Annotated in this window: 13 protein-coding genes and 3 tRNA genes; 9 read left to right on the top strand and 7 right to left on the bottom strand. The window is 66.7% G+C overall.

The window, feature by feature from the left end; genetic code table 11:
* Positions 1 to 37: 37 nt before the first annotated feature.
* Complete coding sequence (locus tag ACMVO5_RS12900; protein ID WP_416907899.1) at positions 38 to 2,398, bottom strand: penicillin acylase family protein; 2,361 nt, start codon at positions 2,396 to 2,398, stop codon at positions 38 to 40.
* Positions 2,395 to 4,143 (bottom strand): N-acyl-D-amino-acid deacylase family protein, encoded by a 1,749-nt coding sequence (locus tag ACMVO5_RS12905; protein ID WP_416907900.1) that lies wholly within the window; start codon positions 4,141 to 4,143, stop codon positions 2,395 to 2,397. Before ACMVO5_RS12905 ends, ACMVO5_RS12900 begins: the two co-directional genes overlap by 4 nt.
* 81 nt (positions 4,144 to 4,224) lie before the next feature.
* On the opposite strand from ACMVO5_RS12905, the gene ACMVO5_RS12910 reads away from it, so the two are divergent.
* Both ACMVO5_RS12910 and ACMVO5_RS12915 read left to right on the top strand, forming a co-directional pair.
* Complete coding sequence (locus ACMVO5_RS12910) at positions 4,225 to 4,683, top strand: DUF3224 domain-containing protein (RefSeq protein ID WP_416907901.1); 459 nt, start codon at positions 4,225 to 4,227, stop codon at positions 4,681 to 4,683.
* A gap of 51 nt (positions 4,684 to 4,734) precedes the next feature.
* Positions 4,735 to 6,096 carry a glutamate--cysteine ligase gene (locus tag ACMVO5_RS12915; RefSeq protein ID WP_416907902.1) on the top strand — a complete coding sequence of 454 codons (1,362 nt, stop codon included), beginning with the start codon at positions 4,735 to 4,737 and terminating at the stop codon, positions 6,094 to 6,096.
* Between the two features lie 272 nt (positions 6,097 to 6,368).
* Here the strand turns inward: ACMVO5_RS12915 and rlmB are convergent, their stop codons facing one another.
* The 5 genes from rlmB to ACMVO5_RS12940 form a co-directional block, all read right to left on the bottom strand.
* Positions 6,369 to 7,130, bottom strand: a complete 762-nt coding sequence (rlmB, locus tag ACMVO5_RS12920; RefSeq protein ID WP_416907903.1) for a 23S rRNA (guanosine(2251)-2'-O)-methyltransferase RlmB — start codon at positions 7,128 to 7,130, stop codon at positions 6,369 to 6,371.
* 62 nt (positions 7,131 to 7,192) lie between these two features.
* Positions 7,193 to 7,696 (bottom strand): hypothetical protein, encoded by a 504-nt coding sequence (locus tag ACMVO5_RS12925; RefSeq protein WP_416907904.1) that lies wholly within the window; start codon positions 7,694 to 7,696, stop codon positions 7,193 to 7,195.
* A 224-nt stretch (positions 7,697 to 7,920) separates the two neighbouring features.
* A tRNA-Tyr gene (locus ACMVO5_RS12930) sits at positions 7,921 to 8,006 on the bottom strand.
* An 88-nt stretch (positions 8,007 to 8,094) separates the two neighbouring features.
* Entirely contained in the window at positions 8,095 to 9,150 is a 1,056-nt protein-coding gene (locus tag ACMVO5_RS12935) for a diguanylate cyclase (protein WP_416907905.1), read from the bottom strand.
* Positions 9,151 to 9,229: 79 nt separating this feature from the next.
* Positions 9,230 to 9,300, bottom strand: a tRNA-Gly gene (locus ACMVO5_RS12940).
* Positions 9,301 to 9,448: 148 nt separating this feature from the next.
* Here ACMVO5_RS12940 and ACMVO5_RS12945 point away from each other — a divergent pair.
* The 7 genes from ACMVO5_RS12945 to rplJ all read left to right on the top strand — a co-directional run bounded on the left by ACMVO5_RS12945 (position 9,449) and on the right by rplJ (position 13,389).
* Entirely contained in the window at positions 9,449 to 10,309 is an 861-nt protein-coding gene (locus ACMVO5_RS12945; RefSeq protein WP_416907906.1) for a hypothetical protein, read from the top strand.
* A gap of 70 nt (positions 10,310 to 10,379) precedes the next feature.
* Positions 10,380 to 10,455: transfer RNA gene (locus ACMVO5_RS12950), tRNA-Trp, on the top strand.
* An 81-nt stretch (positions 10,456 to 10,536) separates the two neighbouring features.
* The gene (secE, locus tag ACMVO5_RS12955; protein ID WP_416907907.1) at positions 10,537 to 10,776 is read left to right on the top strand and encodes a preprotein translocase subunit SecE; all 240 of its coding nucleotides are present in this window, start codon (positions 10,537 to 10,539) and stop codon (positions 10,774 to 10,776) included.
* A 22-nt stretch (positions 10,777 to 10,798) separates the two neighbouring features.
* Positions 10,799 to 11,335: a transcription termination/antitermination protein NusG gene (gene nusG / locus ACMVO5_RS12960; protein WP_416907908.1), complete on the top strand. Its 537-nt coding sequence runs from the start codon at positions 10,799 to 10,801 to the stop codon at positions 11,333 to 11,335.
* A 62-nt stretch (positions 11,336 to 11,397) separates the two neighbouring features.
* Positions 11,398 to 11,832 (top strand): 50S ribosomal protein L11, encoded by a 435-nt coding sequence (gene rplK / locus ACMVO5_RS12965; protein WP_416907910.1) that lies wholly within the window; start codon positions 11,398 to 11,400, stop codon positions 11,830 to 11,832.
* Positions 11,833 to 11,836: 4 nt separating this feature from the next.
* Positions 11,837 to 12,535 (top strand): 50S ribosomal protein L1, encoded by a 699-nt coding sequence (gene rplA, locus ACMVO5_RS12970; RefSeq protein ID WP_416907911.1) that lies wholly within the window; start codon positions 11,837 to 11,839, stop codon positions 12,533 to 12,535.
* Positions 12,536 to 12,876: 341 nt separating this feature from the next.
* Positions 12,877 to 13,389, top strand: a complete 513-nt coding sequence (gene rplJ / locus ACMVO5_RS12975) for a 50S ribosomal protein L10 (protein ID WP_416907912.1) — start codon at positions 12,877 to 12,879, stop codon at positions 13,387 to 13,389.
* Positions 13,390 to 13,392 lie beyond the last annotated feature (3 nt).

Genomic DNA, 13,392 nt, shown 5'->3' on the forward strand with positions numbered 1-13,392 from the left:
GGACCGGAAGGTCCGGGCCTCTTGATTCCGGGCCTTTTCATTTGGCCGGTTTGGCGCGGATGATGCGCTCTGCGTCTTCGAGGACGGCGGCGCGGGTCCAGCGGAAGGGCACCATCTGGCCGGCCACCCAGCGCGGGAACATGTCCCGATAATGCGGGCTGTCGGCATCGCCGGACTGGCCGGGGCTGTTGATGATCAGGCTGTTGTCCCAGGCGCCGACATCGAGAACCATGCGCACCGAGGCGCCGTGGCTGACGTTGAGGCCGTCGCCGCGATTGCCGGCCGCCATTGGCGTGGAGGCAGAGCCGCCCATGGGCAGCGGGCCGACGCGGCGGGCATCTTCACGGCCGGGGATGGCGAGATCGGGGACGAAATCGGCCTTGTGGAGGCGGCCCCAGCGCCATGTGGCGGGGTCCTTGCCCATCAGCGCCTCGGCTTCGGCCCAGGCGGCCTTGAGGGAGGTTTCGAGGATTTGCACTGTGGTGGCTGCCGGGTCTTTGCCCAGCGCCGGGCTCATGTTTTCCATGGCGGTGAACAGGCCGGGCACCGAGGGTTGGCCGAAGGCGGCGCGGGCGGCCTCGGGAACGAGCGCTTGAATCGCGGCGTCCTGCAGATGGCCCTTGATCCAGAGCTCGAACAGCGCGGCTTCGGCGCTGCTGGCATGTTCATGCCCGTCCCAGCCAGCCAGCAGGGTGCGGGCGGGATTGCCTTCGGGCAGGCGGGCGACGAGGGCGGCGCCGCGGCGGGCGAGCGGGCTGACGGCATCGGCCTGGAGCGCCATGGCGTCGGTGAGCGAGACGCGGGACTGGTCGCCCAGCACCGCCTTGATACGGTCGGCGCGGGATGTGTCGGCCCATTCGAAGCTGAGCGGGTTGGTCTTGTAATCATAGTCCGCGGGCAGGTTCATTTCATTGGCGGTGGCGAACCAGCCCTTGGCGGGATTGTGGACGCTGGGCAGCTTGCCGGGATCGCGCAGGCCGCGCCACGGCGCGCCGCTGATGCCGGGCACGGGCAGCAGGCCGTCACCCAGACGCCGCTCGGGGACGAAGCCCGAGGCGGTCCAGCCGATATCGCCCTTGGTGCTGGCGAAGACGAGGTTGAGCGGCGGCGCGCCCCAATGGCGGACGCCGGCGCGGAAGCCCTGCCAGTCTTTCGCCTGCCAGAACCAGCTGGCGTTGAAATAGGGCGAGGCGCCGGGCTCGTCCCAGGTGGCGCGCAGGCTGAAGCTGCGGCCTGCGCCGTCGGTGTGGATGACCGGGCCGTCTTCGGTGAAGCGCATGGTGTAGGGCACGCTGCGGCCGCCCTTGACGTCGATGGTTTCGGTGACGCTGCGATAGGCCGTGCGCTTGCCGGCGCGGCGGTAGTGATCGGGGCCGGCGGGCGTGTTGAGGACGAGATCCTGCTGGTCGATGGCGAAGATGGTGAGCGCCCAGCCAATGTCTTCATTATGGCCGAAGCTGACGCCGGGGAGCGCGGGCTCGCCGGCACCGGCGATGTGCAGGCCGGGGGCTTCGAGATGGATGACGTAGCGCAGCGAGGGCACGGCATGGGCGCGGTGCGGATCGCCGGCGAGGATCGGGCGGCCGGTGGTGGTGCGGCTGGGCGCGATGACCCAGTTGTTGGAGCCGTCGCGGACATCAGGGTTTTCAAAGGCGGCGATGGCGGACGGGGTGTCCTGCTCGATGATCTTGCCCGCGGTGAAGCTGACGCCGCTGGTGCCGAGGCGCAGCGTGGTCAGCACATTGGCGGGGATGTCACAGGGGTCGAGGCCCTTGGGGATCTGGATGCTGTGCGCCGGGCTGAGCTCGCGGCGCAGCGGCTCCAGCGCCGGGCCGACGGCGCACATGGCGCGTGCACGGGCGACTTCGCTGGTGACATTGCTGACCAGCGCATTGGAGCGGATACGGACGATGTCTTCCGCCTGCCAGCGCTCAGGCGCCGAGCCGGTGGCGGTGAATTCTTCGGGCAGGGCCGCGCGGCCGGCCTCGATCTCGCCGATATAGGCGTTGATGCCGGCGGCAAAGGCTTCGGTCCAGCCCTTGGCGTCGGGGGCATAGGCGGCCCATTCGGCGGCCATGTCACCGCGGAAGAGCAGCAGCCTTGTCGCCTTGTCCTGCGCGAGGAAGGCCGGGCCGAAGCTGGCGGCGAGGCGGCCAAGCCCGCGCTTGCGCCACAGGTCGATCTGCCAGAGCCGGTCACGGGCGGCGGCATAGCCTTGCAGGAAGAAGGCGTCGGCGGGCGTTTCGGCCTTGATGTGGGAGATGCCCCAGCGGTCGACGACGATCTCGCCGCCGGCGGTGAGGCCGGGGAGCGCGCGGTCTTCGAGGAGGGCATCAGGCGGGGTTTGGGCGGAAGCGGCGGTGCTGGCGAGGAGCAGGGCGAGGGCGAGGGGTTTCATTCGGCGGCTTCCTTCTGGGCGGAGGCGGGGGCGGCTTGCGGGCCGCGGATGAGCTGGCCGGGGAGGTCGCCGGTCATGCGGCCCCCTTCAAAGGTGATGCGGCCGCGCTTGATGGTGAAGGCGTAGCCATCGGCCTTTTGCAGCAGGCGCTTGCCGCCGGCGGGGAGATCGAAGGCGAGCCAGGGCTTGCCGAGCTTGAGGGCCGGCAGGTCGATGATGTTGATGTCGGCGAGGTGGCCGGGGCTGAGCAGGCCGCGGTCTTCAAGGCCGTAGAGGAGCGCGGTGTCACGGCATTGGCGTTTGACGGCATTTTCAATTGTGATGGTGCCGCGTGTCCGGCCCCGCACCCAATGCTGGAGCAGGAAGCTGGGGGCGGCGGCGTCGCAGATGGTGCCGCAATGGGCGCCGCCATCGGACAGCGAGATGATGGTGTCTGGGTGGTGGAGCAGGCCGCGCACGAAATCGAGATTGCCATCGGCATAGTTGAGCAGTGGCAGGTAAATGAAGCCGGTCCCGTCATTTTCCATCAGCATGTCATAGGCCTGTTCGGCGCCGCTCTTGCCGGAGCCCCGCGCGAGGCTGTCGATGCTGAGCTCGCGGCCGGGCTCGTAATCAAAGCCGTCGGGCATGGCATATTGGAGCGCAAAGCCCATGGCGACGACCATCAGCACGGCCTGGATGTCGGATTCGGGGAAGACGCTGTCTTCGGCGAGCATGCGCGCCTTGAATTCGGGATCGCGCAGGCGGGCGAGCTGCTGGGGCCAGGGCAGCGCCTCGATTTCGGCCCAGGCGGGCTTGAACTTGAAGGGGTGGACGGTGCCCTGCCAGGCCATGAGGATGCCGGTGCCGCGCAGCGAGATTTGCGCGACGATGCGCGCGCCCTGGGCGTTTTGCGCTTCGGTGGCGGCCATCTGCTCCTGCCAGCTCATTTCCTTGGCGATGGATTGCAGCATGGCGAAGGTGACGGGCAGGCCGGTTTCGCGGCTGAGATCGCCCATCCAGCTGAACTCGTTCCATTCGCGCTTGAGGTCGGAGGCCATTTCGAAGACGCCGTGGCCGACGCGGCCCATGGCGCGGCCGATGCCGATCAGCTCTTCCCGCGTCGCGGTGGTGCCCGGCACGAGCACGCCGTCGATGGATTTGTGGAGCACGGTGCGCGAGGTGCTGAAGCCGAGCGCGCCGGCCTTGAGACCGTCTTCGACGATGGCCGACATGGCGGCGATGTCGGCCTCGGTGGGTGGCTCGTTGTTGGCGCCGCGCTCTCCCATCACATAGGCGCGCACGGCGCCATGGGGGACGTGGGTGCCGACATCGACGGTGCGTGGGCGGGCTTCGAGCGCGTCCAGATATTCGGGGAAGCTCTCCCAGTTCCAGGTCATGCCCTCGGCCAAGGCGGTGCCGGGAATGTCTTCCACACCTTCCATCAGGCCGATCAGCCATTGGTGGCGATCGGGCTTGGCGGGCGCGAAGCCGACGCCGCAATTGCCCATGATGACGGTGGTGACGCCGTGCCAGGAGGAGGGGGCCATTTCGGAATCCCAGGTGGCCTGGCCGTCATAATGGGTGTGGATATCGACAAAGCCGGGGGTGACGGTGAGGCCGCGCGCGTCGATCTCGCGGCTGCCTTTCGCTTCGATGGTGCCGATGGCGGTGATGCGCTCGCCGTCGATGGCGATGTCGGCGGTGAAGGCCGGGTTGCCGCTGCCATCGACGATGGTGCCGCCGCGAATGACCAGATCATGCATGATGCTTCTCCCCAGAATGGAAGGAGGCTATCATGCGGAAACGGCGAACGTTACTGCCAATTGCGCCGGGGGAGCGGGCGGATGCGGACAGGGTTTGTGCTGGCGGCGCTGGCGGCGATCATGGGAGGCGAGGCGATGGCGGCAGAACAGGTGGCGCGCGGCAGCTTCACGGTGTCGATGACGCCCGAGGACGGCCAGGAGACGGACGGGCTGAGCCGGGCGCGGCTGAAGGTAGAAAAGCAGTTTGAGGGCGGGCTTGTGGCAGCGAGCGAAGGCACGATGCTGAGCGCGACGACGCCGGAGCAGGGCTCGGCCGCCTATGTGCTGATCGAGCGGGTGGCGGGCACGCTGGATGGCCGGGCGGGGAGCTTTGCGCTCGCCCATCTGGGTCTGATGGACAAGGGCGCGCCGCAGCTGAGCGTGACCATTGTGCCGGGCAGCGGCACCGGCGCGCTGGCTGGCCTGCGCGGCGAAATGACCCTCGATGTGGGCGGCGGGCGGCATGACTATGTGCTGCGCTACAGCCTTGAGGGGCATTGAGGCCGCGTGCATGTGATTGCAGTTGTCATGAGGGGCGGCTAAGCGCTGGCCATGAGCAACGCATCTGATGACATGGGCGAAAATCCGCTGATCGAGCGGCGCGAACAGCTGGTCAGCGTGTTTGCGGACGGCGCCAAGCCGGCGGAAGACTGGCGCATCGGCACCGAGCATGAGAAATTCGTCTACCGGCTCTCCGACAAGCGGGCGCCCAGCTATGAGGAGCCGGGCGGCATTCGCGACCTGCTGCTGGGCATGGAACGCTTTGGCTGGCAGCCGATCATGGAGGGCGGCAAGGTCATCGCGCTCAAGGGGCCGGACGGGGCGCTGAGCCTAGAGCCGGCGGGGCAGTTCGAGCTTTCGGGCGCGCCTTTGGAGACGATCCACCAGACCTGCGCCGAGAGCAACCGCCACCTCGCCCAGTGCCGCGAAGTGGGCAATGAACTGGGGCTGGGCTTCCTCGGCCTCGGCTTCTGGCCCGACAAGACGCGCGATGAGCTGCCGGTGATGCCCAAGGGGCGCTACACCATCATGCGCGCCCACATGCCGCGCGTGGGCAAGCTTGGCCTCGACATGATGCTGCGCACCTGCACCATCCAGACCAACCTCGATTATGCGAGCGAGGCGGATATGGTGCTGAAGTTCCGCGTGTCGATGGCGCTGCAGCCGCTGGGGACCGCGCTGTTTGCCAATTCGCCCTTTACCGAAGGCAAGCCCAACGGCTTCAAGAGCTTTCGCAGCCATATCTGGACCGACACCGACCCGGCGCGCACCGGCACGCTGCCCTTCGTGTTTGAAGACGGCTTCGGCTATGAACGCTACGCCGATTATGCCCTCGATGTGCCGATGTACTTCGTCTACCGCGACGGCAAATATATCGACGCCGCCGGGCTGAGCTTCCGCGACTTCCTCGCCGGCAAGCTGAGCGTGCTGCCCGGCGAATTGCCGCGCCTGTCGGACTGGAAGGACCATCTCTCCACCGCCTTTCCCGAAGTGCGGCTGAAATCCTTCCTCGAAATGCGCGGCGCCGACGGCGGGCGATGGGACCGGATCTGCGCGCTGCCCGCACTCTGGGTGGGGCTGCTCTATGACCAGACCAGCCTCGATGCGGCCTGGGATGTGGTGAAGGGCTGGAGCGCGGAAGACCACGCGCGGCTGCGCGCCGAAGTGCCGCGCCTCGGCATGCAGGCCGCCTCGCCCGGCGGCGGCACGCTGCAGGATCTGGCGAAGACCGTGCTCGCCATCGCCGACGCCGGGCTGGCGCGGCGCGCGCGGCTGAACCGTATGGGCGATACCGAACAGGGCTTCCTTGCCCCGCTGCGCGAAATCGCGGCGAGCGGCCAGACCAACGCCGACCGGCTGCTGGCGCGCTTCGAGGGCAGCACGGACTTCATTTACGAGACCGAGAGCTATTGAGGGGCTCGGGCGGCTGGTGAAGGGTTAGAGGGCCTCCGGCGGGCAACTCAGGGCCTCCGGCGGCTGGGGCCTTAGGCCCCAGACCCCGTTTGTTGGGGTGGGACAGGGTTTCGGAGGGCAGCGCTTGCGCGAAGCGCTTTGATTGCCTGCGGCGCTGGGCTTGGGGGAGCGGGAGTCGCTTAGGCCCCGGATCAGGTCCGGGGCGACGGAAATTATGGGATGCTCCACTATTGGGGTCTGGGGGCGTCGCCCCCAGCCGCCGGAGGCAATGCTCAAAGCACGCGCGTCGCGGCGGCATAGAGGGCGATGGCGGCGGCGTTGGAGACGTTGAGGCTTTCCATGGCGGGCGCGATGGGGAGGCGGGCGAGTTGGTCGCAGCGTTCGATGGTGAGGGCGCGCATGCCTTCGCCTTCGGCGCCCATGACGAGGGCGGGCTGGGTTTTGCCGAGTGCTTCGGCGAGTGTGGTGGGGGCGGTGCCATCGAGGCCGATGCGCCAGAAGCCGGCGTCGCCGATGTCGCCCAGCGCCCGGGCGAGGTTGACGACGCGGCACCAGGGCAGGGTTTCGAGTGCGCCGGAGGCGGCGCGGGCGAGCGCGCCGGTTTCGCCGGGGCTGTGGCGATCCTGGGTGACCAGCGCGCGGGCGCCGAAGGCCAGTGCCGAGCGCATGATGGCGCCGACGTTGTGCGGGTCGGTGACCTGATCGAGGATGATGATGGGGCGGTTTTGGCCGTCGTTTTCGGCTTCGGCGAGGATGTCGCCGAGCCAGGCGGGTTCGAGCGGGTCGACTTCGAGGACGAAGCCTTGATGGGGGGCGTCGGCGGGGATCAGGCGGCCGAGGTCGTGATCGTCGCCATATTGGATGGTGACGCCTTTGGGCATTTCATATTTGCCCGCCATTTCGTGGGTGACGTGGAGCTTGCGGAAGGAGCGCTCCGGATTGGCCAGCGCGGCGAAGACGGCGTGGCGGCCGTAGAGCCGGGGGAAGGGGCTCTTCTGGCTCTTTTGCGAGCGGGGGTGTGGTCTGCGGCCCATGGCTCAGCCATAGCCGCGCGCGGCGGGGGCCGCAATGCGCGGCCCCTGTTTGGCGGATGGGTTTAGCTGGCGCTGTTGGCGGCGGCGACGGCGGCGGCGAATTCTTCGGCGCTCATGCCGAAGTGGAGGCCGTCGGACATGAGGGCGAGGCCGGAGGCGGGGATTTTGGCGCTGCCGGACGGGCCTTTGAGGGTGATGTATTCGCCTTCGATCTTTTCGATGGTGCCGATGACGGCGCCGGCGCTGCCGCGGACCTGGGCGCCGGGCATGATGGCGGCGGCGAGCTGCTGCTGCTGCTGGGCTTCGGCGGCGGCGGCGGCCTGATCGAGCTGGGCGCGGGTCATGGCGAGGAGCGGGCCGTCGGGCGTGGTGCCGAAGGAGGCTTCGGGGATGGCGACCTTGTGGCTGCCGGTATCGACGGTGACATTGCCGCCGTTGACGGCGGTGACGGTGCCGACGGTGCCGCCATCGGTGTCGAGCACGGTGGCGCCGACGGCGATCTGGGCGAGCGCGGGGGTGGCAGCGGCGAGAGCGGACGCGATGATGAGGGCAGCGAAACGGCGCATGGGCTTTTCTCCGGAGATTTGGGATAGGGCGGGAGCGTAACCTGTCTGACGGCGTTCGGGCGGCGGTTCGCGGCGAACCGTGGTGCTGGTGCGATGAACGGGGCAAAAAGAGCCGTTTCGGCCATTATTGAGCGTGTGCGGCACGTTCGAGTCAGCGCATGGCGAGCTTTCGGGCCTTAAAGGGGCCGGTTCGGTCATTTTGTGGGAGAGCTTCGCAAGCGCGGTGGTGGAGGGGGTTGGATTTGAACCAACGTAGGGAAAACCCGGCAGATTTACAGTCTGCTGCCATTGACCGCTCGGCCACCCCTCCGGGAAGCAACACCGCGCTTGCGAAGCGGCGCTAGTGGCGAATAACCGGGCTGCTTGTCAACCGGCCATGTTGGAAAGCGCAGCTTCAATCAGCTGCGATCGGGAACGACGCGGTCACGGCCCATGCGCTTGGCGGTGTAGAGCGCCTTGTCGGCGCGCTCGAGCAGGGTGGAGGCGGTATCATCGGGGTGATCGCCGGCGACGCCGGCCGAGAAGCTGACGCGGCCGAGGCTGGAGCCATCGACGGCGTTGCGGATGACCTGGGCGGCGAGGCGGGCACGGACCTGGTCGATGGCGCCAGCGGCGGCGGGCACGCTATGGCCGGGGACGACGGCGACGAACTCCTCGCCGCCGAGGCGGCCGACGCTGCCGCCGAAATGGGCGGCGCTGTCGGCGAGGTGCTGGGCGACGAAGCGCAGCACGTCATCGCCGAGCGCATGGCCGAAGCGATCATTGACGCGCTTGAAATTGTCGATGTCGACGATGGCGAGCGACAGTGGCTCGGACTTTTCGCGGGCGGATTTTTGATGGTCCTCGATCATCTGGAAGGTGCCGCGCCGGTTGAGCAGGCCGGTGAGCTGGTCGGTGACGGCGGCGCGCTGGGCGGCGCCGAGCTTGACCGAGAGGGTTTTCGCTTCCGAGACGGCGATGGCGAGATCGGCGGCGAGCTTGGCGTTGGCTTCCTGCATGGTGTTGGTGGCGGCGCCGAGATTTTCGAGGAGCTGGGCGAGGGCTGCGGCTTCGAGCGGGGTGGAGAGTGCGGACGAGCCTTCGCCGAGCGCGCGGTCATATTTGGCGAGGTTGGTCTGGCCGACTTCGATGGTCTGGGTGAGCGCCTTGGCCTGGCCGTGGACGACCTCGACCAGCGTGGCGACTTCGCCGCCGGTGATGCCGTCGATCAGCGCGACGCGCAGTTCGAGAAGGGTGGGCAGGTCGAGGCTGCCGGTGGCGATGGCGCGGTCGACGGCGAGCGAGAGATCATGATGTTCATCGCGGACGTAGCGCCAGAGCAGGTCATAGACCGGCGGCTCGGGGGGGAGATCATGGGTGACGACAAGGGCGCGGATCTGGTCGAACCATGCGAGCGCCGCGGTGCTCGCCGGCGCTTCCGCTTCGGCCACGAGCTTGCCGGTTTCCATCGTCATCGCCGCTCTCCTGCTTCATTCCGCAACTTCTGGAGGGGTGAACGGCCCGGGGTCGCAAGAATTTAGGGGGGCAAAAACGAGCGGGTAACGGGAATCGAACCCGCATATTCAGCTTGGAAGGCTGCTGCACTACCATTGTGCTATACCCGCGACTCGGCTTTGTGGAGCCACGTTTTATGGCCTCGCGATTGCCACGGCTCTCCCGGCATGGTCAAGTTGGCTGGGACGGCGCTTTGGAGTGTTCGGCGCGGGTTCATCGTGCTGGCGGCATGTTTCCCCTGACTGGAAGGATTTTTTCATGGCTGTTGTGACGTGTGCGGCGCTGCTGGCGGCGCTGGCCGGGCCGGGGGGCGGGAAGACATTCACGCTGAACGAGGATTGTGCGGGCATTGAGGTGCGACATTATCATGCCGCGCCGGTGACGATCGATGCGGCGGGCCATTTGCTGACCGGGGTTGTGGTGGAGCAGGACGCCGGCAACGTCGTTCTAAAGGGTGGCGTGATCACGGCTGCGGGCGGCGAGGGGGCGGCGGGACGGCCCGGCTATGCGTTGCTGCTGCGCGGCGCGCGCGATGTGCGGGTGGAGAATATGCGCTTCGTGCGCTTCAACCGCGGGATCGTCACCGACATGGCGGAGCGGATCACGGTGGTGAACAGCCGGTTCGAGATGGGGCAGGACGGGATCATCGCCAATGGCGGGGGCGCGCTTGATTTCAGCGACAATGAATTTCTCGCCGTGTCGTTCAGGCCGACGACCTGTGCGCTTGGCGGCGCGGTGGAGGAAGGACTTTCGGCCCGGGACTGCAAGACCAAGGGCGGCCAGTGGCGCGATGGCTGGCATCAGGACGCGATCCAGCTGCGCAACGGGATCGTTGGCGTGAGGGTTGTTGGCAACAAGATTTCGGGCGTTCAGCAGGGCATCGGCCAGATGGACGCCAGCACTGACGCGCCCATGCGCGATATTGTCGTTCGTGACAATGAGGTGAGCATCACCGGCTTTCACAGCATCACGTTCGGCAGGGCGAGCAATGTCGAGATTGCCGAGAACAGCGTGCGCCAGGAAACCGGGCGCAAGACGGTGATCAGGGTGTATGAGGAGGCGCGCGTGTGCGGCAACCTCGTGATGGGCTCGCGCAAGCTGGGCGGGCCGAAGTGTTGAGGCGCGCATGGGTGGCAATGGCCGCTTGCGCGGGTGGCGGGCTGTCGGTATAGCCCGCGCTTCCGACCCTAGGAGTGTAGCTCAGCTGGTAGAGCATCGGTCTCCAAAACCGAGGGCCGGGGGTTCGAGCCCCTCCACTCCTGCCAGTTGCCCCGCCGCTCTCGGCAGCGAGAGCGGCGGGCAGCGGTTTGGGATGGTTTGGTTTTCATTTTGATCTGGACGAGAAGTTGAGCGACGCAAAATCAACTGCCAATGCCAAGAGCGAGAAGGCGCCGCGCGTGAGCGTGGGCGAATTCGTGCGGCAGGTGCGCGCCGAGACGTCGAAGATCAAATGGCCGACGCGGCGCGAGACGATCACGACGACCATTTTGGTGCTGATCATGACCTCGCTGCTGGCGCTGTTCTTCCTTGGTGTCGACAAGCTGCTTGGCGCCATTGTTCAATATTTGCTCAGCCTGGCCGGCTAAGGGGCCTCTAGAGGGATCGCAGATGGCGCGCTGGTATATCATTCATGCCTATTCGGGCTTCGAGAACAAGGTTCGCGAGGCCATATTGTCGGAGGCCACCCGCAAGGGGCTTGATGTGTTCATCGATTCGGTCGAGGTGCCGGCGGAGTCGGTGACCGAGGTGGTCAAGGGCAAGAAGCGGGTGGTCGAGCGCAAGTCGATGCCGGGCTATGTGCTGGCCAAGCTCGACATGACCGATGATGTTTATCACCTGGTCAAGAACACGCCTAAGGTGACGGGCTTTCTGGGTCAGCAGAACAAGCCGCAGCCGATTTCGGAGGCCGAGGCGGCGCGGATGCTGAACACCAAGACCGAGGATGCGGCGCCGGGCAAGGTCAAGCTCAAGGCGAATTTCGAGATTGGCGATTCGGTGCGCGTGCTCGACGGGCCGTTCGCAAGCTTCAACGGGCTGGTCGAGGAGATCGATTTCGATCACGGCCGGGTCAAGGTATCGGTGTCCATCTTCGGCCGGGCGACGCCCGTGGAGCTGGGCTTCGAGCAGGTCGAGAAGCAGAAGTAGCTCGACCTTTCACCGTGGGAGGCTGCAACCGCGGCCGCTTGCACCACTAGAGGAGGCCAATCATGGCAAAGAAGATCACAGGCTATATCAAGCTGCAGGTGCCGGCCGGCAGCGCCAATCCGTCGCCCCCCATCGGGCCGGCGCTTGGTCAGCGCGGCGTCAACATCATGGAATTCTGCAAGGCGTTCAACGCGCGGACGGAGAAGCTCGACAAGGGCACGCCGATTCCGACGCTGATCACCGTTTATGCGGACCGTTCGTTCAGCTTCGAGACGAAGACGCCGCCGGCGTCCTATCTGCTGAAGAAGGCGGCCGGGCTGAAGTCTGGCGGGGCGACCACGGGCAAGGGCGACTTTGTCGGCAAGGTGACCACGTCGCAGCTGCGCGAGATCGCCCAGACCAAGATGGCCGATCTGAACGCGAACACAGTCGAGATGGCGATGCGGACCATCGAAGGCAGCGCCCGCTCGATGGGCCTCGAAGTGGTGGAGGGCTGAGATCATGGCACAGAGCAAGAAAGCCAAGGCGCTGGCCGCCGCTGTCAACCGCGACACGCTGTATGACCTTGATACCGCGCTCGAGATGGTGAAGGCCAATGCCACCGCCAAGTTCGACGAGACGATCGAGGTGGCGATCAACCTGAACGTCGATCCGCGTCACGCTGACCAGATGGTGCGCGGCGTGGTCACCCTGCCCAAGGGCACCGGCAAGAGCGTGCGCGTGGGCGTATTTGCGCGCGGCGCCAAGGCGGACGAAGCCCGCGAGGCTGGTGCTGAAGTGGTGGGGGCGGAAGACCTGCTGGAAGCCGTGCAGGGCGGCACGATCGACTTTGACCGCTGCATCGCCACGCCCGACATGATGGGCCTGGTGGGCCGTCTCGGCAAGGTGCTCGGCCCCAAGGGGCTGATGCCCAACCCCAAGCTCGGCACGGTGACGATGAACGTCGGCGAGGCGGTGAAGGCGGCCAAGGGCGGCCAGGTGGAATATCGGGTCGAGAAGGCCGGGATCATCCATGGGCTGCTCGGCAAGGCGAGCTTTGCCAAGGAAGACCTGCGCGCCAATTTCGACGCCCTGCTTGACGCTGTGGTGAAGGCCAAGCCGTCGGGCGCCAAGGGCAAGTATCTGCAGAAGGTGGCGCTTTCGAGCACCATGGGTGCGGGTGTGCGCGTGGACACCACCACGGTGGGCCACAGCATCTGAGAGCGGTGAGGCGCGAGGGGCGGGGCTTTGGTCCCACCCTTCGCGCTTGACCTTTTCGGGAATGGCGCTATTGCGGCGCCCACAGGTCAGGGCCTTGGCCCTGCCCGACCGTCCGAGATTGTGGGTGAGGTTCGCCTCTTAAGCCTTTGGGGCCTGCATGAGACGATTGACACGATTTTCGCCGGGCGGTTGTCGCGCGGCTCTCGTTCATCGTTGGACGGGCCATTGGTGCCCGTGGTTCGCTCCGGGTGGCTTTGGCCTTCGCCGGTGCGCACGGTTGTGCGCATCAGAACCCAGCCTGCTCCGGACCGTTCGGCCCGGGGTGACATGAAGGAGACACCATGGATCGGACCCAAAAAGCCGAAACCGTTGCCGGTCTTGCTTCGACGCTGGCCGAAACCTCGGTGGTTGTGGTGACCCGCAACCATGGGCTGACGGTGGCGCAGGTCAATGACCTGCGCAACAAGATGCGCGAGGCTGGCGCCAGCTTCAAGGTGACCAAGAACCGCCTCGCGCGGATTGCCATCGAGGGCACGCCCTATCAGCCGCTGGGCGACATGCTCACCGGCCCGACCGCTTTCGCGACCTCCACCGATCCGGTGGCGGCAGCCAAGGTGGCGGTCGCCTTTGCCAAGACCAACGAGAAGTTCGAGATCGTCGGCGGCGCCATGGGCGCGACGCTGCTCGATGTGAACGGGGTCAAGGCGCTGGCCGAACTGCCCTCGCTCGATGAACTGCGCGCCAAGCTGATTGGTCTGTTGAATGCGCCGGCGACGAAGATCGCCCAGCTTTCGACCGCACCGGCCGCCAAGCTTGCCCGTGTTTTTCAGGCTTATGCTGATAAGGCGGCCTGAGCC

Origin of the sequence: Polymorphobacter sp. (assembly GCF_048007885.1) — a bacterium.
Classification (GTDB): Bacteria; Pseudomonadota; Alphaproteobacteria; order Sphingomonadales; family Sphingomonadaceae; genus Sandarakinorhabdus.

What these genes read in the sequence shown, in the direction of transcription:
- rplK (WP_416907910.1), top strand. Translation starts at nt 11,398, where the DNA reads ATGGCAAAGAAGATCACAGGCTATATCAAGCTGCAGGTGCCGGCCGGC.
- ACMVO5_RS12935 (WP_416907905.1), bottom strand. Translation starts at nt 9,150, where the DNA reads ATGACGATGGAAACCGGCAAGCTCGTGGCCGAAGCGGAAGCGCCGGCG.
- rlmB (WP_416907903.1), bottom strand. Translation starts at nt 7,130, where the DNA reads ATGGGCCGCAGACCACACCCCCGCTCGCAAAAGAGCCAGAAGAGCCCC.
- ACMVO5_RS12925 (WP_416907904.1), bottom strand. Translation starts at nt 7,696, where the DNA reads ATGCGCCGTTTCGCTGCCCTCATCATCGCGTCCGCTCTCGCCGCTGCC.
- ACMVO5_RS12915 (WP_416907902.1), top strand. Translation starts at nt 4,735, where the DNA reads ATGAGCAACGCATCTGATGACATGGGCGAAAATCCGCTGATCGAGCGG.
- ACMVO5_RS12910 (WP_416907901.1), top strand. Translation starts at nt 4,225, where the DNA reads ATGCGGACAGGGTTTGTGCTGGCGGCGCTGGCGGCGATCATGGGAGGC.
- ACMVO5_RS12945 (WP_416907906.1), top strand. Translation starts at nt 9,449, where the DNA reads ATGGCTGTTGTGACGTGTGCGGCGCTGCTGGCGGCGCTGGCCGGGCCG.
- rplJ (WP_416907912.1), top strand. Translation starts at nt 12,877, where the DNA reads ATGGATCGGACCCAAAAAGCCGAAACCGTTGCCGGTCTTGCTTCGACG.
- ACMVO5_RS12905 (WP_416907900.1), bottom strand. Translation starts at nt 4,143, where the DNA reads ATGCATGATCTGGTCATTCGCGGCGGCACCATCGTCGATGGCAGCGGC.
- nusG (WP_416907908.1), top strand. Translation starts at nt 10,799, where the DNA reads ATGGCGCGCTGGTATATCATTCATGCCTATTCGGGCTTCGAGAACAAG.
- rplA (WP_416907911.1), top strand. Translation starts at nt 11,837, where the DNA reads ATGGCACAGAGCAAGAAAGCCAAGGCGCTGGCCGCCGCTGTCAACCGC.
- ACMVO5_RS12900 (WP_416907899.1), bottom strand. Translation starts at nt 2,398, where the DNA reads ATGAAACCCCTCGCCCTCGCCCTGCTCCTCGCCAGCACCGCCGCTTCC.